Source organism: Candidatus Halocynthiibacter alkanivorans (assembly GCF_003333265.1).
GTDB classification, from domain to species: domain Bacteria; phylum Pseudomonadota; class Alphaproteobacteria; order Rhodobacterales; family Rhodobacteraceae; genus Halocyntiibacter_A; species Halocyntiibacter_A alkanivorans.
The window spans coordinates 1-22,353 of the sequence record NZ_QOLB01000079.1 but is presented as its reverse complement, the minus strand read 5'-3'; the positions used below and the strand labels follow the sequence as shown (position 1 = coordinate 22,353).

Below are 22,353 nucleotides of genomic sequence, written 5' to 3'. Positions count from 1 at the left end.
GGACGACCAGGCGTGAAGATTCGTTTAAACGGCGCCGCCTTCCTCGCATAATACCAGGAAAAACAGCCCCGTTGCCGCCAGGCGTACAGGGCCAAACTTTTCAAAATTAACAAATTATGATTGTTAACCAGTCGTAAAACTTATGCTAAACATCAGAGACTAAACCCAAAATTCTAAGAGGACCAAATGAATACGCATCTGTTTTCGGGTAAATCCCGCCCGGTTCATCTTGGTCTCTACCCCTCTGAACGTTTGAAAAGAAATTTGTCTGTTGCGAATTTCTCCGGGATTCCCGCTTCGGTTGAATTAAGCTTTGAGCAACTCTCTTCGCCGCACTCGCTGGTGAACGCGATGCGCGATTATCAGGCCATGATGGACGCGATCCGCGACGGTCTGGTGGCAAAGGTTCCGTCCGAGACGCCCCAAGACCCGAAAGAACGCAGCCAGCATCTGAAAGCGTTCGGCTATTTTTCCGACGCTTCAATGGTGGGCACCTGCCGAATGAGCCCGGATCTGATGCTGTCTGAGCCAATGCGCAATCCGGACATTGACCGTCTGGCGCAGGATCTGCGCGAGCGGCAGACCCAGACTCTGGCCGCTGGGATTGATCTCATTATGGCCGATCTGAAAGAGTCGATGGAAGCCCCCGCCAGTAGTATTGACGGCCACGGCCACGCTGTAGTGTTCCTCTATGAGCACCATCGCGACCCCGACAGCTCAGAGCCCGGCAACGAGTGGATCGAAAATGCTCAGGACCACCGGGCCTGTCTGCGCGCCACCGAAACCGCCACGGTGATCGCCAATTACCTGCGGGTGCTGGGCTGTAACGCGCGTGCCCACAGCGCCACCACCTCGGACGTGGATCTGAACCGGCTGGCAGTGGCCGCGGGTCTGGTCACGCTGGAAGACGGCGTGCTGGTGGCGCCCTGGATCGGCAAGCGCTTCGGCATAGCAGCGGTGACCACCGATTTTGAGATCGCCCCGGATCTGCCGTTGGCACCGATGGCGGAACAAAGCTGGTTTAAAACAAAAGGGCCGTCCTGGTGGCTGGGCAAAGAGTCGGCCAAGTCGGCGCTGAACCAGGACCCCTACGCAAAACGCAACTACGTGGACGGGGCGCATCCGTTTGAGACGCTGAAACGGGTGGAAAAACCTACGACCTATCTGGACGAGACCCGCATTCCGCGGCTGCCAAAACGCGGCGATATGTTTGCCCGCATCCAGTTCGGCGACCTGGGCAAACCACTGCAGGATGCGGCGCGCGGCGGTCATTATGTGCGCAAGGCAGCACCGTCGATGGCGCAGAGACGTGCGCTGGGGGCCTTTGTACTACTGCAGGGCGGCGCGCCTGACGACAAGGCGCCGCCTCAGACAGATGCGGATCGCAATGCCGCCAATGTCAAAGCGGCAAGCTATTTCCTCGGCGTTGACGCGGTGGGGATTTCGCGTTGCCCCGACTGGGCCTGGTATTCCCATGACGCCACCGGCACCGCGATTGATCCGCCCCATGACCAGGCCATATCGATGATCATCGACCAGGGTTTTGAAACCACCGAGGGCTCGTCCGGCGACGACTGGATTGCGGTGGCACAATCGATGCGGGCCTATCTGCGGTTCTCATTGCTGGGCGGGGTGATTGCGGCGCAAATCCGTGCGCTGGGCTACAGCGCCAAAGCCCATACGGTGATGGACGGTGATGTGGTGCAGCCGCCGCTGCTGCTGCTGGCCGGGCTGGGGGAAGTATCGCGAATCGGGGAAGTGATCCTGAACCCGTTCCTGGGGCCGCGGCTAAAATCCGGAGTGGTCACCACAGACATGCCGCTGGCCCATGACCAGCCAATTGATTTCGGGCTGCAGCGGTTCTGCGAGAGCTGCAACAAATGTGCACGCGAGTGTCCGGCGGGCGCCATCACTGCCGGGCCGAAAAAGATGTTCAACGGCTATGAAATCTGGAAGTCGGACAGCCAGAAATGCGCCAGCTACCGGATTTCCACCGCCGGGGGGGCGATGTGCGGGCGTTGTATGAAAACCTGTCCCTGGAACCTGGAGGGGCTGTTTTCCGAGCGCCCGTTCCGTTGGGCGGCGATGAATGTGCCTTCGGCGGCGCCCTTGTTGGCAAAGCTCGATGACATCGCCGGCCACGGTGAACCCAATGACGTGAAAAAATGGTGGTGGGATATTGAGCTGGCCGAGGACGGTGCCTATCGCCCGACACCCAACCTGGTAAACCGCAGGCCGCTGCAGAAAGACCTGGTGGTGAAGCCTGAGGACCAGACCCTGGCGGTGTATCCGGCCTCACTGGCACCGGCGCCCTGGCCCTACCCGTCCCCGATTGACCGGGAAGCCGGCATTGAGGCCTGGCAGCAGATGATCACCGCAGAGGAATACCGGAGTCGGCTGGCGCGTGGCGATACGGACGGGCTGGCGCATGAGTACCACGCCGAGGAGGACTCGCCGGTGCTGCGGGTGAAGATCAGAAAAGCGGACGCGCTGACCAGCGGCATCAGCCGTTATGTGATGGAAGCATTGGACGGGGGCGATCTGCCCGCCTGGCAGGCAGGCGCGCATCTGGATATCGTGGTGGCACCGGAGTTTCTGCGGCAATATTCCATGTGTGGCGACCCTGCAGACCGCAGCCGCTATGAGATCGCGGTGCTGATTGAGCCTGACGGGCGTGGCGGATCCGCCCTGCTGCACCGAATTTTTAGTGAGGGCCGCAAGGTGTTCATTTCAAAACCGATCAACCATTTTCCACTGGTGCAGCCGGCGGGCAAATCCCTGTTGATGGGCGGCGGCATCGGGGTGACGCCGATGGTGGCCTTTGCCCATGAGCTGCACGCGAAGGGCGGCAATTTTGAGCTGCATTATTCGGTGACCCGCGAAGAGGATGCGGGCTTTCGCGACATGCTGCTGGCGCAGCCCTGGGCGGATAAAGTGCGCATCCATGTATCTGAGAGCGGCAGCCGGGCTGATTTGGATCAGCTGCTCGCCGGATGGCAGCCTGGCTTTCACGTCTACACCTGCGGGCCTGAGCGCTATATGGAGGCGGTGATCCAGGCCGCGGAACGTCAGGGCTATCCCGAAGAGGGTCGGCACCTGGAATATTTCTCGGTGCCGGAGATGCCCGAGTATGAAAACCATGACTTTACTTTGAGGTTGGCGCGCTCCGGGCGAGAACTCCTTGTGCCGGCGGACAGAAGTATCACCGATGTGCTGGCGGAGGCCGGGGTGCATGTGGATGTGAAATGTGACGACGGCATTTGTGGTGTCTGCAAATGCGGGCTGGTCTCGGGCGAGGTTGAGCACCGGGATTTCGTGCTGTCCAACGCGCAGCGCGCTGATGCGGTGATCCTGTGCCAGTCACGTGCCGCCGCGCCCGGTGGCGTGGTTGAGGTTGATCTGTAGGGAAGTGTCAGGCTGCAAATTATTCTGGCCCCCTTGAGCCCGAAAAACGGTTGGAAACAGGGCAGTGCCTGACCTTGGGGAGGCGTAAAGCGCCTTCCCGGGGGGAAGGTCAGGCGCGGCTCGGCGCTGCCGGGCCAACAATTCAGAACGCCAGATTTCAGCACAGGAAGCCAGAACGGCAGCCCAGAATGACGTGCCAGACGATTTTCAAACCAGCTTAAACACAAGCGGCGGCGCCCGAAAGCGCCGCCATATGATATCGCATTACCGGACCCCAGAGGACCAGCGTATAAATTGCCGGGGTCAGAGCCCCTTGGCGCGGTAGCTGGCGGCGACTTTGCCGATCGACACCAGATAGGCCGCAGTGCGCAGATCGCTGACATCATTGCGCGAATGCCAGACTTCTTTCATCGACTGATAGGCGGTACGCATAGTGTCATCGAGACCCGAGCGCACCAGTTCCAACTCATCCGCGCCGCGCAGATAACGCTGTTTGAAATCCGGCGACAGCGTCCAGGTATTGCCAACCGCCTGCGACAGGTTTTCCAGCTCATCCACCACAAGCTGGTGACGCGCCTCTTCCTGACGGCGCTGCATACGGCCAAAGCGGATGTGCGACAGGTTTTTGACCCACTCAAAATAGGACACGGTCACACCGCCGGCATTGGCGTACATGTCCGGAATGATGACAGCGCCCTTTTTGCGCAGTATCTCATCTGCCCCGGCCGTCACCGGACCGTTGGCAGCTTCGATAATCAGCGGTGCCTGAATGTCTGCGGCGTTGCCCATGTGGATCACGCCTTCCAGCGCCGCCGGGATCAGAATGTCGCATTCGTTCTCCAGCACAGCATTGCCCGAAATCGTGTGCTCCGCATCCGGATATCCGGCCACACCGCCATTTTCGGCAATCCAGGCTTTTACCGCCTCAACATCAAGACCGGATTCATCCACCAGGGCACCATCACGTTCGATAATGCCGATGATTTTGCAACCATCTTCCTCGCTGAGAAATTTGGCAGCGTGGTACCCCACATTACCAAGCCCCTGGACAATCACCCGTTTGCCATCAAGTGTGCCTTTAAGACCGGATTTTTTCACCCCGTCAGCATCGCGGAAAAACTCCTGCAGCGCGTATTGCACGCCACGTCCGGTGGCCTCGACCCGTCCGGCAATGCCGCCCGCATTCAGCGGTTTGCCGGTGACACAGGCGCGTGAATTAATGTCGGTGGTATTCATGCGGGCATATTGGTCGGCGATCCACGCCATTTCCCGCTCCCCGGTGCCCATGTCAGGGGCCGGCACGTTCTGGCTTGGGTTAATCAGATCACGTTTTATCAGCTCATAGGCGAAACGGCGGGTGATCAGTTCCAGCTCGTGTTCGTCCCAGGCGCGCGGGTCAATGCAGAGCCCGCCTTTGGAACCGCCAAACGGCGCTTCCACCAGCGCGCATTTATAGGTCATCAGCGCCGCCAGCGCTTCTACTTCATTCTGGTTCACTTCCGGCGAATAGCGGATGCCGCCTTTCACCGGTTCCATGTGTTCGGAATGCACCGAGCGGTAGCCGGTGAAGGTATGGATCTGGCCACGCAGGCGCACGCCGAAGCGTACGGTATACGTGGCGTTGCAAACGCGGATCTTTTCTTCAAGCCCGGGCGCGAGGTCCATCAGCGACACCGCTCGATTGAACATCAGGTCGACGGATTCTCTGAAGCTTGGTTCCGAATATGCAGACATAAATTCCTCCTGAATGGCGGGTGTGGAATCACCCACCGTGCTTGGGCATCCTTTACCCATTCTCCGCGAGTACCATAATAAAATCCAGCAAAGCCGGGGCGTTTGCGCAAACAAAATCCTGTTGTTGCCGCCAAAGTTTCCCATCGGAAACACTGCAGTGCGGCATTGTGCCGCCCCCCGCCCCGCGGCGCGGATCAAAGCGCCGGGGCGCGCGCACGGCCGGCCCCGCCGCCTCACTCTTCACGGAATGCCCGGGCAAAATAATTGGTCAGCGGTTTCAGCAGGTAGCTGAGCGGTGTGCGGTCAGAGGTTTTGATAAAGGCCTCAACCGGCATGCCCGGGATCAGCACCTGCCCCCCGAGACGTTCCAGCTGCCCCGGGTCCAGCGTCAGATCGGCGCTGTAGTAACTCTGGCCCGTTACCTGATCGATCAGAACATCCGGCGATACGCTGGCGACCCGGCCAATCAGCTCCGGTGTAGTGCGGCTGTCGAGGGCCGGAAAGCGGATCGAGGCCACCTGGCCTATATAAACCGAGTCAATGTTGATCGCCGCCACCCGGGTCGACAGGATCAGATCGGTATTTTGTGGCACCACGTTGAGGATGGTCTGCCCCGGTTGCACCACGGAATTGACCGCAAAGACCTGCATGCCGTGAATGACACCGGCCACCGGGGCGCGGATTTCCAGGCGCGACAACTGTTCCCAGATCGCCAGCTGGCGCTCGCGCAGCCCGGCCTGGCTGGTGAGCAGATCGCGCAGCTGGGTGATGGCTTCTTCGCGCCGGGCATCGCGCAGACGGATCTGCTCAATGCCGATCTCGGAAATGCGGCCCTGGTTGCGCGCCACGGTGGAGAGCAGATCGCCGCGCCGCCCCAGGAGGCGGGCATCCTCGCGCCGCAGGCTCAGCACCCGCGAGGCCTCGGCCAGGCCTTTTGCAAGCAGAACCTCCATATTCTTCAACTCTTCGCCGAGAATTTCCACCTCCAGCTCCAGCGCGCGCAGCTGGGCCTGCTGCCCTCCAATCTCGTCACTGATCTGCTGTTTGCGTTCGTTCAGCGCTTCCAGCGCCGAATTTAATGTGGCACGCCGGGCGAACGCGAGCCGGCGCTGCCCATCGAGGATCTCCTGAACCACCGGTTGGCTTTCCGCCCGCTCCAGCAGCCCGGCATCAAAGCGGATCTCAACCCCGTCGCGTTCCCCTTTGAGGCGCGCCGCCCGCGCCGAATGTTCATCCAGCTGCTGCTGAAGCACGTCACTTTCGGAGGTCAGCAGAAAACCGTCCAGAGAGAGTAAAACATCTCCGGCGGCCACACTGTCGCCGTTCTGCACCAGTATTTTGCCCACCACACCGCCATCCGGGTGCTGCACCACTTGCTGGCGCATCTCGACCATGATCTGCCCCGAAGTGATCACTGCGCCGGCAATTTGCACCTGGGTGCCCCAGACCCCAAACCCGCCCAGCAACAGCGCGATGGTGCAGAAGCCGACCCACATATGGCCGCGAGATTTTCTGTCAGGTTGCATGCTGGCTTTCTTTCTGTAGCGCCACGATTTCACTATGATTTTTCAGAGCTTTACGCAGAACTTCATCCCGCGGGCCAAAGGCTTGTACCGCGCCGTTTGCCAGCACCAGCACAAGGTCACATTCGGCGATTGCCGTGGGGCGATGGGCGATGGTGATCACCGCTTTGCCCGCCGCCTTCAGCGCCGCCACAGTCTGGTTCAGGGCCTGGGTTCCCTCAGCGTCAAGGTTTGAGCTTGCTTCATCCAGAATGACAATCGCCGGATCGCCAAACAGTGCCCGCGCCAGCCCCACCCGTTGCCGCTGGCCGCCCGACAAGGTTACACCGCCAAATCCCAGCCGCGTATCGTAGCCGTCTTTCAACTGCAGGATCACGTCATGGGCGGCGGCGGCCTGGGCGGCGCGCACCGCCAGCGCCGGATCAGACTCCGGCTGCAATCGCATGATATTTTCGGCCACGGTGCCGTCAAACAGCACCACATCCTGGGGCAGATAGCCGATATGTTGCGCCAGCCCGTCCGGCCCGTATTGTGCCAGCGTCGCCCCGTCCAGCCGAACTTCGCCCATATTGGGCTTCAGATAGCCCGTCAGCACCCTGGCCAGTGTTGATTTTCCTGAAGCGCTGATGCCAATCACCCCCAGTGCCTGACCCGGGCCAATCGCAAAGGACACCTGGTTCAGCATCGGTTTACTGGTGCCGGGCATCATCACCGTGACGCCCTTTACCACCAGTTTTGCCTGTGGATCGGGCAGAGGCGTCACCGGCTCGCTTTCAGGCACCGCCGTCAGCAGCGTGCCGAGACTGTTCCAGCCCTGACGCGCCCGCAGCACCATACCCCAGCCCTGGATCAGTTGTTCCACCGGCGCCAACGCGCGTCCCAGCAGGACAGATCCGGCGATCATCGCCCCGGCCGACAACTCGTTTTGCAGCACCAGCCAGGCGCCAAGCGCCAGGATTGCCGACTGTACCAGCATGCGCAGCATCTTGCTGAAACTGGTAAAGCCGCCGGAACGGTCGTGAAAAGTAAGGGATGAGCTCAGCGCTGAGCCGCGCGCCCCCTGCCAGCGGCGGATGGCAGCGCCGATCATGCCAAGCCCGATAACCGTTTCCGGCTGGGTGCGGATCTGCTCGGCGAGCCGGGTGCTGGTATTGGCATCCCGGTGCATCTTGCCAGCCGATTTCCGGGTCAGGATCTGGTTGCACAGCGTGATCAGCACCAGCACCAGCCCGCCTGCGACCGCGAGCCAGCCGAGCAGTGGGTGAAACAGGAAAATGGCGGCAAAAAAGATCGGCGTCCAGGGGATGTCAAAGATGGCAAAAGACACCGGCGCCGAAAAGAACCGCTGGATCGCGTCCAGATCGGACAGCGCGGTGGCCGCCTGCGGCGCCAATTTGGCCGGCGCGCGCACCCCGGCCTGAAACACCCGCGCATCAAGGTCACTCTGCAAACCAGCACCAATGCGGGCGCCGACGCGTCCGCGCACATAATCCAGCACCCCCATGGCGGCAAACAGGCCGGCCACCAGCGCAAACAGCGCCAGCAATGTCGCTTCAGACCGGCTGCTCAGCACCCGGTCATAGACCTGCAGCATGAACAACGGGCCGGTGAGCATCAGCAGATTGATAAATATGCTGAACACCGTGATCGCGGTCAGCGTCGGGATATGCCGGCGGAAGGCCTTGCCTAAGTCACTGCCCATGCGAATTCCTTTTAAGCGGTTTCGGCATAATCAGGTCCCGGCCCGCAGATACAGGGCGGGTATCGCAGCAATCAGATCGGTTTGAGCGCGAATATTAGTGCAATCAAGCTGAAGCGTATGTCACGGCTTCGGACGTCATCCGGTTCAGACAAAACGATCTCGTCTGTTTGAGTCCTGCACTTAACAGGGGGTCCAGTCAAGGGAAGCTCTGCTCGCAGCTCCGAACCAGCGTCGGGATGCAGCGCTGATTTCCTTGAGGATTCCGGCCCCCGCCGCAGGCACACAGACAGAAAAGCCCATGGTGCCGCCAGGCGCGGGGAAGCCTGGCTGGCCCGCCACGCCGGGCCAGCCAGGCCCACCCGCGCCCTCGCAGCGTTCCGCCCGGCCGCAGACCGGGGCGGTGATACCTTGCATCACATCGTCCCCGGCGTCGCCCCGGACCGCTCTGGCGGCGCAATGCCGCCATGGAGGGAGCCGGCGCAGCGGGTGTCAGCTCAGCACGCCAGGCAGCCACAGAGTGATTGCCGGGAACGAGACCAGCACCACCACCCGCAGCACTTCAGCGAGAAAAAACGGTACCACACCTTTGAAGGTTTCGATCATCGGGATGTCCCGCGCCAGCGAGGAGATCACAAACACATTCATCCCCACCGGCGGTGTGATCAGTCCCAGCTCGACCACAATCAGCGCCAGAATGCCAAACCAGATCTTCAGGTCCTCGGTGCTCATGCCATAACCCGAGCCTTCGGCGCCCTGGTAGATGCCACCGTTCACCTCGATCAGCACCGGCCAGAAGAACGGGATCACCAGCAGGATCATCGACAGGCTGTCCATCAGGCAGCCCAGCAGGATCAGCGCCACCAGCAACAGCACCATGATCACCATCGGGCTGAGGCCGGAACCAGCGATCCAGGACGCAGCTTCTTGTGGCAGGCCCACGCGTGACATGAAAATCTTGAGCAGTTCCGCCCCCAGCAAGATCAGATAGATCATGCCGGTTGTAGAGGCGGTTTCCTGCAATGCGCTGATCAGGTCGCCAAAGCGAATCTTGCGTTGCAGAAGCCCGAAAGCGAGCACCAGGAACACCCCGACCGCCGCTGCGGGTGTGGGGTTGAACAGCCCGGTATAGATACCGCCGATCACCAGTCCGAAGATCACCACAACCGGCACCGCCCCCAGCGTCGCAGCGATAAATTCCGCTCGCTCCGGCACGCCGCCTTTGGGGCCGGCCTCGGGCCATATTTTCACATAGATCGCGATGGTCAGAATAAACAGCACCACCGCCATCAAGCCGGGGATGAGCGCCGCCATAAACAGGGTGACGATATTGGCCTCAACGATGATGGCATAGATGATCAGCACCACAGAGGGCGGGATCAGGATGCCAAGCACACCGCCTGCAGCCAGGGTACCGGTGGCCAGCGCGCCGGAATATTTATAACGCCGCAACTCCGGCAGCGCCACCTTGCCCATGGTCGAAGCGGTCGCCAGCGACGACCCACAGACCGCCCCAAATCCCGCACAGCCGGCAATCGCGGCCATCGCAGTGCCGCCGCGCATCCAGCCCAACCAGGCGTTGGCGGCACGGAACAGCGCCTGGCTCAGCCCGGCCTTGGAGGCGATCGCCCCCATCAACACAAACATCGGCACCACCGAGAGATCGTAGATTGAGAACTGACCATACGCCAGGGTCTTCAGCTGGCTGAACACCAGCGCCGGCCCGCTCAGCATCATGGTGCCGATACCGCCGACCAGAATCATCGCATAGGCAATGGGCATGCGGATGCCGATCAGCAGCACCAGAACAACCAGGCTTCCCAGCCCGAGAGAGATCGCGTCCGTCATGCTTTAACCTTTGACAACTGAGTTAAAGTTCTCACGCAGGGTGACCGCGGAGGCCAACGCCAGCAGCGCCAGCGAAATCAGGATCGGCACGAAGGCCATCCAGTGGGGGAACTGCAGAATAGCGGTGGTATAACCGTATTCTTTCTGGTCCAGCATCCCGGCATACATGCGCCAGATCAGGATCACGCTGAACAGCAACGCCACCAGCGAGCCCAGCAGGGTGAAGAACGCCACCGCACGCTTTGATGCACCGGCAGTAAAGATGTCCGCGGTCACATTGCCGCCGGAGATCTGGCACCAGGGCAGAAACGAAAACGCCGCGACAGCGACACCGACTTCGGTCAGTTCAAAATCGCCCGGGAAAGGTTTGCCAAAAAAACCTCCGATCACCGAGGCCATATTGATCGCGACCACCGCCAGCAGCACAAAGCCGCCCAGCATGGCCCAGCCAAAAATCAGTTGGCGCGCGACACCGGAAAGTCCGGTGCCGCTTTTGTTGTCAGCATCTGCCATCAGTCAGATGCACGCGCGGCCATTGCGGCGCGGGCTTTGGCGACCAGAGCGGCGCCATCGATGCCTTTTGAAGAGACTTCGCCGATCCAGCGGTCCACCACTGGTTCCAGCGTCTCAGTAAACACCGCGGTTTCCGCGTCGCTGAGCGTGATCAGCGTATTTCCGGACTCCTGCGCCATTTTGATGCCAAACTCGTCAGAGGCACGCCAGATGTCGCCGACCTCGGCCAGCCATTCGGGGCCAGAGGCGTCGCGGAACGCTTTTTGGATGTCCTCCGGCAGGCCGCCCCAGCGGGCGCTGTTCATCGAGACCTGGAACACCGTGGTGCCAAAACGCCGTTTGCCAGCGCCTTCGATCTGATACTCAGTCTGTTCCTGGATCTTCAGCGGTGGAATGATTTCCCAGGGGATGAATGCACCGTCAATCACGCCTTTTTGCAGCGCCGGTGGCAGTTCCGGCACAGGCATCGCTGCCGGTGAAGCGCCAAGCGCTTCGATCACCCAGGCGCCGGTCCGGGTCGGGATGCGCATTTTCATCCCGGCAAGATCGGCCGGGCTGCGCACCGCTGTGTCGCGCATATGGATGCCATTGCCCGCATGGACATGCAGGAACATCACCTCGACACCTTTATAATCCGCAGCCAGGTCGCTCTCAAACAGATCCGCCATCGCCAGGTTGGCCGCTTTGGGGTCGTTGATGAACACATTGGGCAGTTCAAACACTTCGGTGCGCGGGAACAGGCCCGGCGTGTAGCCGTTTACGGTCCAGACCAGATCGACAACCCCGTCGCGCACCTGGTTGATCAGCTCGGGCGGGCGTCCGCCCAGCGTCATCGACGGGTAGATTTCGATACTCACCCGACCGCCCGAATTGGCTTCAACTGCGCGGGCCCAGGGTTCCAGCATTTTGGACTGTGCCGGTGCTTTGGCGCTTAGAAAATGGTGCAGTTTGAATTCAAACTCGGCCTGGGCAAAGGAGGCTTGTACTGAGACAAGCCCGAGCACCAGACCGGTCGCAAGTGTGCTGAGTGATTTTAAAATAGTCATAGAGTCCTCCCACTAGGTGATGAAAGACCTCCGGCTGCGCCGGCTGTCGACAAATTATTTCTGTTGCACCGCCGCGCCCTTTTTAATCAGACGTGGCAGCGCAGAGATGTGGTTCCCGGAACAAAATTAAACTGAACGAATCGATGTTGTAAAATGACAAACGATACGGCTTAGTTCTGAAAAGCGGCAAGTATAGGCCCGGTTTGGGGTCAGAGTTGCAGCGATTTCAGCACATTTTTGACCGCGATGTTGAAAATTTGCTCCTCTTTTGACGGGGTGGTATCCGGCCGGGTCATCAGGCCGACCGGCCCTTTGGTGATGCTGGTATCAAACGGCAGACGTGTGAGGCGGCCCTCTGCGATTTCATTGGCGACCACCCCGGCGGAGATGATCCATATTGCGTCCGAATTTCGGGTAAATCCACGACCAAAGGCCCCAGAAACCGTTTCCAGCCGGTTGGGCAGATCCCCGACACCGTTCTCGATCAGGTAGCGTTCCACCAGCGGGCGGATCGCCGAGCCCTGTGCCGGGTAAATCACCAGCCAGTCGGATATACGCGACAGCACCGGATCCTTCAGTATGGGATGACCGGGGCGGACCACAAATTCCACGTGCTCATTATAGAGCTGTGTGAAGGTGATGCCCTGCATCGTCTCCGGCGCCCCCACCCGCCCGATGACAAGGTTGAGACTGCCGTGGCGCAGGCGTTCAACCAGATGCCCGTGCGGCCCGTCGGATATCTGCAGCACGGTTTCCGGTGACAGCGCGGCAAATTCCAGCGCCACCGCCGGCATCAACCGCGCCGCCACGCTGGGCAGAGCGCCGACCGCCAGCGTGGTTTTGCCCTTGCGGCCGATCTGTTCGACCCCGTCCAGCCCCTGCTGAAGCGCGGCGACTGACATTTCAGCGAAATGCAGGAACACTTCACCCTGTTTGGTCAGCGAGATCCCGGCCCGGCTACGGGTCAACAGCACCGCGTCAACTATCTGCTCCAGCTCTTTCATGGTTTTGGAGATCGCCGGCTGAGTCAGAAACAGATTTTCCGCGGCTTTTTTCATGCTTTTCTGCCGGTTTATTTCGACAAAACACTGAATATGTCGGAACTTAATGCGCCGGTCGATCATATTACTTTCCGATTCTGAAAACTATTCCGCACGATATCTCATTTTACATACCTAAAACACCTGGTCATTTTGGAGGGCAGAAGGAGTTGGCATGAGAACACAAGTGGTCATTATCGGCGGCGGTCCGTCCGGGCTTTTGCTGGCGCAGTTGCTGCACCGCAAAGGGATCGACACGATCGTGCTGGAGCGTAAAACCCGGGACTATGTGCTGGGGCGGATCCGGGCGGGCATTCTGGAGGTCGGCTTTGTCGATCTGATGCGCGAAGCCGGTGTTGCCACGCGGCTGGATCGTGAGTGCTTCACTCATGACGGCACGTTGATCGCCTATGGCAATGAACAGTTCGAGGTCAACTTCAGGAAACACACCGGCACCAGCGTCACCGTCTATGGCCAGACCGAACTGACGCGCGACCTTTATGACGCGCGGGAAGCAGCGGGCGCTGAGATTGTCTTTAATGTCGAAGATGTGGTGATCCATGACGCCGGCACTGACAGGCCGTCGGTGACCTATCGGCTGGAAGGCAATGAACAGCGCATTGACTGTGATTATATCGCCGGATGTGACGGGTTTCATGGCGTCAGCCGTCAGACCATTCCGCTGTCGGTGCGGCGCGAATATGAAAAGACCTATCCGTTTGGCTGGTTGGGGGTGTTGTCAGAAACGCCGCCAGTGAACGAGGAGCTGATTTATTCCAGTTCGGAGCGCGGCTTTGCGCTGTGTTCGATGCGCAATGCAAATCTCAGCCGCTATTACATCCAGTGCCTGCTGTCGGACAGCCCCCAGGACTGGAGCGATCAGATGTTCTGGGACGAGTTGCGGCGGCGCATTCCGGATGCGGCGGCCGAGGCGCTGATCACCGGCGCCTCGATCGAAAAGTCCATCGCACCTCTGCGCTCTTTTGTCTGTGAGCCGATGCGCTGGGGGCGCCTGTTCCTTTGTGGAGATGCCGCCCATATCGTGCCGCCAACCGGGGCCAAGGGGCTCAACACCGCCGCCTCTGACATTTATTACCTGTATCACGGGCTGATACAGCAGTTTGAAGACAATGACAGCGAAGGGCTTGAGCGGTATTCTGAAAAAGCACTGGCGCGGGTCTGGAAGGCCGAGCGGTTCAGCTGGTCGATGACCAATATGCTGCACCGGTTCCCCGAACAAAGCGCTTTTGATCTGAAGATGCAGCGTGCGGAGCTTGAGTTCCTGCGCGAGAATGAAACCGCGCAGAAAGTGTTTGCGCAGAATTATGTGGGGTTGCCCTACTGATGCGGATTGCAAAGCTTAAACATGCCAGCCTTCATTGGCGTCAGGACGGCGATCCAAACGGTGCGCCGGTAGTCTTTGCCAATTCGCTCGGCACCGATCTGCGCCTGTGGGATGACATTGTCTTGCTTCTGCCGCAGCATCTGCGCCTGATCCGGTTTGACATGCGTGGCCACGGGCTGTCGTCCTGCCCGCCTGCCCCCTATGCGCTGGATGATCTGGTGCAGGATTGTGCCGGACTGCTGGACATGCTGGAGGTCTCTGGCTGCGTCTTTGTCGGGCTGTCCCTTGGCGGTATGGTGGGCCAGGCACTGGCCGCACAGCGCCCCGATCTGATCCGGGCTTTGGTGCTGTCCAATACCGCGGTGAAGATGGGCGATCCCACCCTGTGGCAGCTGCGCATCGACGATGTGCGTGCCGATGGCATGGCGGCGATGGCCGACCAGATTATGCTGCGCTGGTTTGGCAGCGAGTTCCGCAAGTCTCCCGATCTGGATGCCTGGAAGAGCATGCTGATCCGCACCCCAGCGGAGGGTTATGCAGGGGCCTGTGCGGCCATCGCAGGCTGTGAGCTGAGCGCCAGCACCGCCGCGCTGACGCTGCCGGTTCTGGGCATTGCCGGCAGTGAAGACGGGGCCAGCCCGCCGGACCAGGTCAAAGCGACGATCGATCTGATAACGGGCGCCAGATTTGAGATGATTGAAGGCGCAGGCCACCTGCCCTGCGTTGAAGCACCGGATCATTATGCCAGGTTGTTAGTCGGGTTTTTAAAGGAGGTCTCCCATGTCTGAACGGTATCAAAGAGGGATGGAGGTCCGGCGTTCCGTGCTTGGGGACGCGCATGTGGACCGGGTGGAGGCGCAAAAGTCTGATCTGGACGCGCCGTTCCAGCAGTTGATCACCGAGGCTGCCTGGGGCACGGTCTGGGCCAGCGACGGCATCAGCCCGCGCGAACGCTCAATGCTGACACTGGCGCTGCTGGCGGCACTGGGGAATTTTGAGGAAATCCCGATGCACATTCGGGCCACCAAAAACACCGGTGCCAGCAAACGCGATATTCAGGAGGCGTTTCAGCACGTGGCGCTCTATGCAGGTGTGCCACGGGCAAATCAGGCGCTGAAACTGGCGAAACAGACCTATGATGAGATGGAACAGAGCTGATCCGGACCTGCCCGGATGCTGAGGGAGACAGTCGACATGCCAAAACCCGGCGAATTTTACCAACGTGACCGCAGCATTCAGCCGCCGGCGTTGGCTCCGGCGTATAAAACCTCGGTGACCAGGTCGCCGAACTATCCGCTGCTAAGCCTTGAAAACACCGCCAGCGAAATCACCGGCCCGGTGTTTGGCCAGGGTGACATCGATGCGATCGACAATGATCTGATCAAAAACTACGCCCATACCGGCGATCCGATCGGTGAGCGTATCATTGTCCATGGCCGGGTTCTGGATGAAAACCGCAACCCGGTGAAGGGCGCGCTGATCGAGATCTGGCAGGCCAATGCCGGCGGGCGTTACCGGCACAAGAAAGACAGCTACCTGGCGCCGGTGGACCCGAATTTTGGCGGCTGCGGCCGTACGCTGAGCGATGAGAACGGTTATTATTTCTTCCGCACGGTGAAACCCGGGGCTTATCCGTGGCGCAACCAGGTGAACAGCTGGCGTCCGGCGCATATTCACGTGTCGGTCTTTGGGTCGGCTTTTGCCCAGCGTCTGGTGACCCAGCTCTATTTTGAAGGCGACCCGCTGATTGCCAAATGTCCGATTGTGAACGCGGTGCCTGATGCCGACGCGATCGCACAACTGATTGCCCGGCTGGATCTTAACGCAAGTATCCCGCTGGACAGCATCGCCTACAAATTTGATATCGTTCTGAGAGGACGGCGTTCGACCCTGTTTGAAAACCGGCTGGAGGGCAATTGATCCATGGCACAAGAGCTTGATTACCTGAAAGAAACCGTCGCGCAAACCGCTGGGCCCTTTGTTCATATCGGCCTTGCGCCGGGGGCTGCGGGTTTTGACATATACCGCCAGGAGTTGGGCCGGGACATCGCCGGCCCCCATGCGGGCGGCGAACGTATCCGGATTGAGGGCCATGTGTTTGACGGTACAGACACCCCGGTGAAAGACGTGCTGATCGAAGCCTGGCAGGCCAATGCAGCGGGCATCTATGCGCATCCGGAACATGCCGGCGAGGTAGAAGAGGGTTTTCGCGGCTGGGGCCGGATCATCCCCGATTTTGATAGCGGAGTGTTTGGTTTTGACACCTTGAAACCTGGTGCTGTCGCCGGGCGCTCCGGCACGGTGATGGCGCCCCATATCAACCTGTGGCTGGTGGCACGCGGCATCAATATCGGCTTGAACACGCGGCTGTATTTTTCCGATGAGGACGCCGCCAACCGCACGGACCCGGTGCTGGCGCTGATCGAACAACCGGCGCGCCGCGACACGTTGATCGCGCGGCGGGAGCTGCGCGGCGACGCAGTAGTGTACCATTTTGACATCCGGCTACAGGGCGATGGCGAAACGGTGTTTTTCGACATCTGATCCGCGCAGAGGCGGCATTCCGGGCGCGCCCGCACCGCTTTGAACCCTATATATATTGCAAAGGCTGCCCCATGACAAAACCCTGCATCATCTGTGTTGCGATCACCGGCTCAGTACCGACAAAAGCCGACAACCCGGCGGTGCCAATCACCGTAAGCGAGCAGGTGGAAAGCACCCATGAAGCCTTTGAGGCCGGGGCCAGCATCGCCCATTGCCATGTGCGCAATGACGACGGCACCACCAGCAGTGACCCGGAAAAATTCGCCCGCCTGATGGAAGGGCTGAAAACACATTGCCCCGGCATGATCATCCAGCTCTCCACCGGTGGGCGCTCGGGTGCAGACAAAGAACGCGGCGGCATGTTGCCCCTGTCGCCGGACATGGCGTCGCTGTCGGTCGGCTCCAACAATTTCCCGACACGGGTGTATCAGAACGCGCCGGATCTGGTGGACTGGCTGGCCGGGGAAATGCGGCAGTATCAGGTGAAACCCGAGATTGAGGCTTTTGATCTCAGCCATATCCACCAGGCGGTGGCGATGAACCGCGACGGGCGCATCCCCGGCCAACTGTATGTCCAGTTTGTGATGGGGGTTAAAAACGCCATGCCGGTCGATAAGGATGTGTTTGATTATTATATTAAAACCGTTGAGCGGCTGGCACCTGAAGCCGCGTGGTGTGCCGCCGGCATCGGCCGCCATCAGATCACCGTAAATGACTGGGCCATTGCCGCTGGTGGCCACACCCGCTGCGGGCTGGAAGACAATATCCGGCTGGACCGCAATACGCTCGCCCCGAGCAACGCAGCGCTGGTAAGCCGCGCGGTGGAACTCTGCAGCAAATACGAGCGGCCGGTGGCAAGCTGGCAACAGGCGCGCGAGATCCTGCAAGTACCGCTGCGCTGAGGCGGCTGGCAGGGACTGTCATAGACAAGGTACCCGCGGAAGAGAATATACGGTGGGCCGCAACACGCTGGTCCCTGGCAATGCGGCGCTGAGGCGGCTGGCGGACTATCTGTGCGCAAAAAATATGGGTGACCGGTGGCAGGCTGGCAACAGGCCCGCGAATTCCTGCAACTACCGCTGCGCTGACCGGGTATGCGCCGGGCTGGTGCACGCATTGAAGCGGGGACAGTTGAAAGTACGGCTGAAGGTGCGGCTGCACGGATTACTTCGGGGGCCGCTGCGGGAACGCCGCAGGGAAGTAGCCGCAGCGGAGCGAGGATTGAACATGAAAACAGGCCGCACCGTTTGTGAGCCACCCGCAGGGCCGCGCCGCGCGTAAGCGCGGCGCGGCCCTGCCCCCTCATCCGGATGTCAGGTCAGAAATCCATGATAATTCTCATGGAGCAGAGGATGGCGCCCCGATCTGCTCTACGTTTTTGAGCAGATTATCTGCACTGGCCAAAGCCCTGACAGTCACCGCCACCATTGCTGGCAGTATCATCCATTCCAGCGTCCAGGCCGCACCGGAGCGTTCCTGTTCATGCACCAGCGCCTGGTGCATCCCGCCGAGTTGCACTGCGTTATAGCGGGCAAAACTGACCAGCATTTCCGCCTGCACCGGGTTTTGTTTATGGGGCATTGCTGAGCTGCTGCCGGCGCCGCTGAGGCGGATCTCATCCAGGCCCTGCTGCGCCATCAGGCAGATATCCTGGCCCATTTTTCCGAGGCTGCCAGTCACCAGAGACAGCCAGCTGGCATAGTCCGCCACCCCGTCCCGCATGCTGTGCCAGGCCTTGTCTGCGTGGTGCAAGCCCAAAGTCTGCGCCATCTGCCGTGCGACGGTTTCACCCGCACCAGTGGGCAGCGCACGGTCCCCGACAGCACCGCCAAATTGCATTTTCTCAAGCCGCGGGCGCAGTTGTTGCAGCCGCTCCAGGTGGCTCGAAAGTGGCAGCTGCCAGGTCTGAAGGCGTTCGGCCACAGTAATGGGCAGTGCCGCCTGCATTCTGGTACGCGCCATCAGCGCATTGCCCCCCTGCGCCGCGCTCAGCTCTGTCAGGGTGGCGATCACCTGCTTCAGCCGTGTCGCAAGCAGCAGGTTCAGCTCTTTTATCGCCAGTATCATCGCAGTATCGATCAAATCCTGGCTGGTGGCGCCGGTGTGAACCGCATGGGCGAGTTTCACCCCGATATGGGCCTTGAGCTGGCGGGCGAATTCTGGAACCGGCAACCCGTCAAACGGGACCGCGCGGGCGATGGCCGCGAGATCCGGATGGAATGTGTGCATCTGAGCCACAGCCGAGGCGGCGGTGGGCTGATCCACCACGCCCGCCCCAGCGAGGGCACGGGTCAGGGCGATTTCAAAGGCCAGAAAACGTCCGAGCGTGGCGGCAGTGCCAAATTCCTGCGCCACCGCCTCATCCTCAAACAGGCCGGAAAAACACTGGTTTTGCAGGGTCAGATAGTTCATCGTCGCGCCTTCCTGTCCTGAGATGCGTCTGGCCCGACTCCAAGCCGCACAGCCAAGCTCTCCCATCGCTTGTCCCAGTGCAGACTATACGGTTTTGCGTTGAAGAACAGAAGCTTCTCCCGGGTTTACTGTACTGCGCGTCGCCGGGCGCCGGCAAAACAAATTTGCCTGGGGCAAGGCCGCGTGTTCTAAAGGAAAACACATATGACCGGGAACCCCGACCGAAAGGAACAGCGTTGTGAAATCCGTCCGGCTGCGGCTTTTAATTCTGGCGCTGCTGCCGCTGGTGGTGCTGCTGCCGCTGATGCTCGCGGTCGGGATAAACCGCTGGACCGCGCGCTATGATGCGCTGCTGATCGCCAATGTGGCCAGCGATCTGCGCATTGCGGAACAATATCTGCAACGGCTGCTGGAGAGCAGTGAGACCGACGTTCAGGGCCTGGCGAATTCGGTGACTTTCGCGGATGCACTTCACAGCCGGGGCCCGGCGTTTGCTCGGTTACTGGAGAGCTACCGCACCCGTCTTGGTCTTGATTTCCTGACCTATCTGCCCAGGGAGACTGCGGCGGAAAACCCCTGGCCGGTGGTGCAAAGCGCGCTTCAGGACGGGTCGCGCTCGGCGATCGATATTTTCCCGATGTCCGGGCTGCGCGCGATCTCGGAACCGATGGCAGAACAGGCGCGCATTCCGCTGATCAAGACTGAAGCGGCAGTGCCCACCACCCGCACCACTGAAGACCGGGGCATGGTGGTGCACACAGCGGCGCGGGTTTCTGTCACCGGCTTTGAAGGCGTGCTGGTCGGCGGCACGCTGCTGAACCGCAACCTGGGATTTATCGATACGATCAATGACCTGGTCTACCGCGCGGGTGACACCGGGGACGCGCGCCAGGGCACCGCAACGCTGTTTCTGGAAGACGTCCGGGTCAGCACCAATGTGCGCCTGTTTGAGGACGTGCGCGCGTTGGGAACCCGGGTGTCTGCAGCGGTGCGCGGCACGGTTCTGGGCGACGGGCGCACTTGGCTTGACCGCGCGTTTGTGGTCAACGACTGGTATATTTCCGGCTATCTGCCGCTGGAAGACAGTTTTGGAAAACGCGTTGGCATGTTGTATGTCGGTTTTCTCGAAGCGCCTTACCGGGCGGCAAAACAATCGGCATACTGGTCGATATTCGCCGCCTTTATGGTGGTGGTGGGCCTGTCGGTGCCGCTGTTTCTGCGCATGGCGCGCGGCATTTTTTCGCCGCTGGAGCGGATGACAAAAACCATGAGCCTGGTGGAGGCCGGTGATCTGGAAGCGCGCATCGGGCCTGTGGGCGCACGGGATGAGATCGCCCAGGTGGCGTTTCACCTGGATACGCTGCTGGATCAGGTGCGCGATCGGGACCGGGATTTGCGCGACTGGGCGGAGGAGCTGAACGAACGTGTGGAGCAGCGCACCGAGGAATTACGCGCCGCCAACAAAAAGTTGGAGAGCACGTTTCAGCAATTGGTGGTGTCGGAAAAACTTGCGTCCATTGGGGAAATAACCGCAGGCGTTGCACATGAAATAAACAATCCGGTGGCGGTGATACAGGGCAATGTAGATGTGATGCGCGAATTATTGGGCCCCAATGGTGCAGAGGTGCGCACCGAATTCGCCCTGATTGACCAACAGGTGCTGCGCATCACCGCGATAGTCGGCAAACTGCTTCAGTTCGCCCGTCCCGGCGAATTCAGCGGTGCGCACGAGAGCGTGGACGTCCGCGCTGTGCTGGAAGATTGTCTGGTGCTGGTTGGCTTTGGTATCAGCCAGGGCGACACCAGGGTGATCCGCGATTTCAGCGCCGCGCCAGAGGTGCGGATGGATCCGGGCGAGCTGCAACAGGTGCTGATCAATCTGATTATGAACGCGCTGCAGGCGATGAAAGGGGACGGCACCCTGACCCTGCGCATAATCTCAAGGCCGCATGAGGGCGGCAGCGGGGTAGCGATCACCGTCAGAGACAATGGCAGCGGGCTTGCCCCCGGCATTGCTGAAAATGTGTTTGATCCGTTTTTCACCACCAAACCGGGCGAAGGCACCGGGCTGGGCCTGTCGATCAGCCAGACCCTGGTGCAGCGCGCCGGCGGTATCATTACCGTCGACAGCGGCAGCGACGATGGCACTGGTATGGGCACAGGCGCTGGCATGAACACCGGAACCGGCACCGCGTTTACGGTCTGGTTACCAGAAGCGGTTGTGAGCGAGGCGGCAGTTCAGAGCATTTCGCGTTCATATTGACTCACTTTGGCTGACGACCACGCTTGTTTTACAAACGCTGACCCGCCAACCAGAGTGATGCGCTGACCGGTCTCTGACGCGATACGCTTTAACATTCCCAGATGGCGTATTTCCGGTCGATGGTTTTGCGCGATACTCCGAGCCGGCGCGCGGCTTCTGCACGGTTGCCGTTACACGCATCCAGCACATGCAGAATATGGCGTTGTTCCACCAGTTCCAGTGACTCAACCGCCTCAGATCCGGTCACCTTACCGGCGCCGGCAAATTCCGGCGGAAAGCCCCCCAGAATAACCGAACGCTCAATGAGATTGCGCAACTCGCGCACGTTCCCGGGCCAGCTGTAGCGCCGCAAGTTCAGCAGGATGCGGTCATTCAGCTCCAGCGCCGGCAGGCCAAGCCCGCGGGAAATCTGCCCCATAAACAGCGCCGCCAGTTCGACCACATCTTCGGCACGGTCTTCCAGCGTGGGCATTTCGATATTGATGACGTTGATGCGGTGATACAGGTCGGCGCGGAAGCTGCCCTCGGCCACCCGCGCCTGCAAATCAGCATTGGTGGCAAACAGGATGCGCAGGTTCAGCGGAATTTCACGTTCCGAACCAGAAGGGCGGATGCGGTGATCTTCCAGCACCCGCAACAGTGTGGCCTGCACCTGGGCGGGCAGATGGGCGATCTCATCCAGAAACAGCGTGCCACCGTCGGCGTGCAGGAACAGCCCGTCTTTGCGCTGATCCCCCCCTTCGACCACGCCGAACAGTTCTTCGGCAATATGGTCGGGCGAGATCGCGGCGCAGTTGATCGGCACAAACGGCTGATCGGCGCGGTCTGACAAGGAATGCAGGGTGCGGGCGGCGATTTCTTTGCCGGTGCCGCTGGCGCCGGTGAACAGGACAGAGGTCGGCAGCGGCGCGATTTTGCACAGCATGTCACGCACGATGTTGATTTGTGGTGACGCACCAAGCAGCCGGCCCCGGGCGCCGG

General features: G+C 60.5%; 17 protein-coding genes. 8 read left to right on the top strand and 9 right to left on the bottom strand.

Annotation, left to right across the window (positions count from 1 at the left end; translation table 11 throughout):
- The first annotated feature begins 186 nt into the window (after positions 1-186).
- Positions 187-3,405 (top strand): 2Fe-2S iron-sulfur cluster-binding protein, encoded by a 3,219-nt coding sequence (locus tag DWA01_RS08660; protein WP_114285450.1) that lies wholly within the window; start codon positions 187-189, stop codon positions 3,403-3,405.
- A gap of 303 nt (positions 3,406-3,708) precedes the next feature.
- On the opposite strand, the gene DWA01_RS08655 is transcribed toward DWA01_RS08660, so the two are convergent.
- The 7 genes from DWA01_RS08655 to pcaQ form a co-directional block, all read right to left on the bottom strand.
- Positions 3,709-5,139 carry a Glu/Leu/Phe/Val family dehydrogenase gene (locus tag DWA01_RS08655; RefSeq protein WP_114285533.1) on the bottom strand — a complete coding sequence of 477 codons (1,431 nt, stop codon included), beginning with the start codon at positions 5,137-5,139 and terminating at the stop codon, positions 3,709-3,711.
- A gap of 233 nt (positions 5,140-5,372) precedes the next feature.
- Positions 5,373-6,665: an HlyD family type I secretion periplasmic adaptor subunit gene (locus tag DWA01_RS08645; protein ID WP_114285448.1), complete on the bottom strand. Its 1,293-nt coding sequence runs from the start codon at positions 6,663-6,665 to the stop codon at positions 5,373-5,375.
- Positions 6,655-8,364, bottom strand: coding sequence for a type I secretion system permease/ATPase (locus DWA01_RS08640; RefSeq protein WP_114285447.1), 1,710 nt, complete (start codon positions 8,362-8,364; stop codon positions 6,655-6,657). The genes DWA01_RS08645 and DWA01_RS08640 overlap by 11 nt, the downstream gene beginning before the upstream one ends.
- 489 nt (positions 8,365-8,853) lie before the next feature.
- Positions 8,854-10,209 (bottom strand): TRAP transporter large permease, encoded by a 1,356-nt coding sequence (locus DWA01_RS08635; RefSeq protein ID WP_114285446.1) that lies wholly within the window; start codon positions 10,207-10,209, stop codon positions 8,854-8,856.
- Positions 10,210-10,212: 3 nt separating this feature from the next.
- On the bottom strand, positions 10,213-10,722 hold the full coding sequence (locus DWA01_RS08630; protein ID WP_114285445.1) for a TRAP transporter small permease: 510 nt from the start codon (positions 10,720-10,722) through the stop codon (positions 10,213-10,215).
- The gene (locus tag DWA01_RS08625) at positions 10,722-11,768 is read right to left on the bottom strand and encodes a TRAP transporter substrate-binding protein (protein WP_114285444.1); all 1,047 of its coding nucleotides are present in this window, start codon (positions 11,766-11,768) and stop codon (positions 10,722-10,724) included. Before DWA01_RS08625 ends, DWA01_RS08630 begins: the two co-directional genes overlap by 1 nt.
- 209 nt (positions 11,769-11,977) lie before the next feature.
- The gene (pcaQ, locus tag DWA01_RS08620; protein WP_114285443.1) at positions 11,978-12,892 is read right to left on the bottom strand and encodes a pca operon transcription factor PcaQ; all 915 of its coding nucleotides are present in this window, start codon (positions 12,890-12,892) and stop codon (positions 11,978-11,980) included.
- A gap of 91 nt (positions 12,893-12,983) precedes the next feature.
- Here pcaQ and pobA point away from each other — a divergent pair, with 91 nt between their 5' ends.
- From pobA to DWA01_RS08590, 6 genes are all read left to right on the top strand, one after another.
- The gene (gene pobA / locus DWA01_RS08615) at positions 12,984-14,153 is read left to right on the top strand and encodes a 4-hydroxybenzoate 3-monooxygenase (RefSeq protein ID WP_114285442.1); all 1,170 of its coding nucleotides are present in this window, start codon (positions 12,984-12,986) and stop codon (positions 14,151-14,153) included.
- Entirely contained in the window at positions 14,153-14,941 is a 789-nt protein-coding gene (gene pcaD / locus DWA01_RS08610) for a 3-oxoadipate enol-lactonase (protein WP_114285441.1), read from the top strand. The genes pobA and pcaD overlap by 1 nt, the downstream gene beginning before the upstream one ends.
- Entirely contained in the window at positions 14,934-15,311 is a 378-nt protein-coding gene (pcaC, locus tag DWA01_RS08605; protein ID WP_114285440.1) for a 4-carboxymuconolactone decarboxylase, read from the top strand. Before pcaD ends, pcaC begins: the two co-directional genes overlap by 8 nt.
- A 36-nt stretch (positions 15,312-15,347) precedes the next feature.
- Entirely contained in the window at positions 15,348-16,073 is a 726-nt protein-coding gene (gene pcaH / locus DWA01_RS08600) for a protocatechuate 3,4-dioxygenase subunit beta (protein ID WP_114285439.1), read from the top strand.
- A gap of 3 nt (positions 16,074-16,076) precedes the next feature.
- Positions 16,077-16,697, top strand: a complete 621-nt coding sequence (gene pcaG / locus DWA01_RS08595; RefSeq protein ID WP_114285438.1) for a protocatechuate 3,4-dioxygenase subunit alpha — start codon at positions 16,077-16,079, stop codon at positions 16,695-16,697.
- A gap of 71 nt (positions 16,698-16,768) precedes the next feature.
- Positions 16,769-17,599: a 3-oxoadipate:acetyl-CoA acetyltransferase gene (locus DWA01_RS08590; protein ID WP_114285437.1), complete on the top strand. Its 831-nt coding sequence runs from the start codon at positions 16,769-16,771 to the stop codon at positions 17,597-17,599.
- 436 nt (positions 17,600-18,035) lie between these two features.
- Here the strand turns inward: DWA01_RS08590 and DWA01_RS08580 are convergent, their stop codons facing one another.
- Positions 18,036-19,109, bottom strand: coding sequence for a 3-carboxy-cis,cis-muconate cycloisomerase (locus tag DWA01_RS08580; protein ID WP_114285435.1), 1,074 nt, complete (start codon positions 19,107-19,109; stop codon positions 18,036-18,038).
- Positions 19,110-19,347: 238 nt separating this feature from the next.
- On the opposite strand from DWA01_RS08580, the gene DWA01_RS08575 reads away from it, so the two are divergent.
- Entirely contained in the window at positions 19,348-21,372 is a 2,025-nt protein-coding gene (locus DWA01_RS08575) for a sensor histidine kinase (protein WP_114285434.1), read from the top strand.
- Positions 21,373-21,460: 88 nt separating this feature from the next.
- On the opposite strand, the gene DWA01_RS08570 is transcribed toward DWA01_RS08575, so the two are convergent.
- Positions 21,461-22,353 (bottom strand): sigma 54-interacting transcriptional regulator (locus DWA01_RS08570; RefSeq protein ID WP_136057698.1); only part of this gene is annotated, 893 nt, incomplete at its 5' end.

Bases quoted from the DNA above. Each gene is read 5' to 3' on its own strand.
- DWA01_RS08590 (WP_114285437.1), top strand. From the start codon at position 16,769: ATGACAAAACCCTGCATCATCTGTGTTGCGATCACCGGCTCAGTACCG.
- pcaQ (WP_114285443.1), bottom strand. From the start codon at position 12,892: ATGATCGACCGGCGCATTAAGTTCCGACATATTCAGTGTTTTGTCGAA.
- pobA (WP_114285442.1), top strand. From the start codon at position 12,984: ATGAGAACACAAGTGGTCATTATCGGCGGCGGTCCGTCCGGGCTTTTG.
- DWA01_RS08645 (WP_114285448.1), bottom strand. From the start codon at position 6,665: ATGCAACCTGACAGAAAATCTCGCGGCCATATGTGGGTCGGCTTCTGC.
- pcaC (WP_114285440.1), top strand. From the start codon at position 14,934: ATGTCTGAACGGTATCAAAGAGGGATGGAGGTCCGGCGTTCCGTGCTT.
- DWA01_RS08630 (WP_114285445.1), bottom strand. From the start codon at position 10,722: ATGGCAGATGCTGACAACAAAAGCGGCACCGGACTTTCCGGTGTCGCG.
- DWA01_RS08635 (WP_114285446.1), bottom strand. From the start codon at position 10,209: ATGACGGACGCGATCTCTCTCGGGCTGGGAAGCCTGGTTGTTCTGGTG.
- DWA01_RS08580 (WP_114285435.1), bottom strand. From the start codon at position 19,109: ATGAACTATCTGACCCTGCAAAACCAGTGTTTTTCCGGCCTGTTTGAG.
- DWA01_RS08640 (WP_114285447.1), bottom strand. From the start codon at position 8,364: ATGGGCAGTGACTTAGGCAAGGCCTTCCGCCGGCATATCCCGACGCTG.
- pcaG (WP_114285438.1), top strand. From the start codon at position 16,077: ATGGCACAAGAGCTTGATTACCTGAAAGAAACCGTCGCGCAAACCGCT.
- DWA01_RS08625 (WP_114285444.1), bottom strand. From the start codon at position 11,768: ATGACTATTTTAAAATCACTCAGCACACTTGCGACCGGTCTGGTGCTC.
- DWA01_RS08655 (WP_114285533.1), bottom strand. From the start codon at position 5,139: ATGTCTGCATATTCGGAACCAAGCTTCAGAGAATCCGTCGACCTGATG.
- pcaD (WP_114285441.1), top strand. From the start codon at position 14,153: ATGCGGATTGCAAAGCTTAAACATGCCAGCCTTCATTGGCGTCAGGAC.
- DWA01_RS08660 (WP_114285450.1), top strand. From the start codon at position 187: ATGAATACGCATCTGTTTTCGGGTAAATCCCGCCCGGTTCATCTTGGT.
- pcaH (WP_114285439.1), top strand. From the start codon at position 15,348: ATGCCAAAACCCGGCGAATTTTACCAACGTGACCGCAGCATTCAGCCG.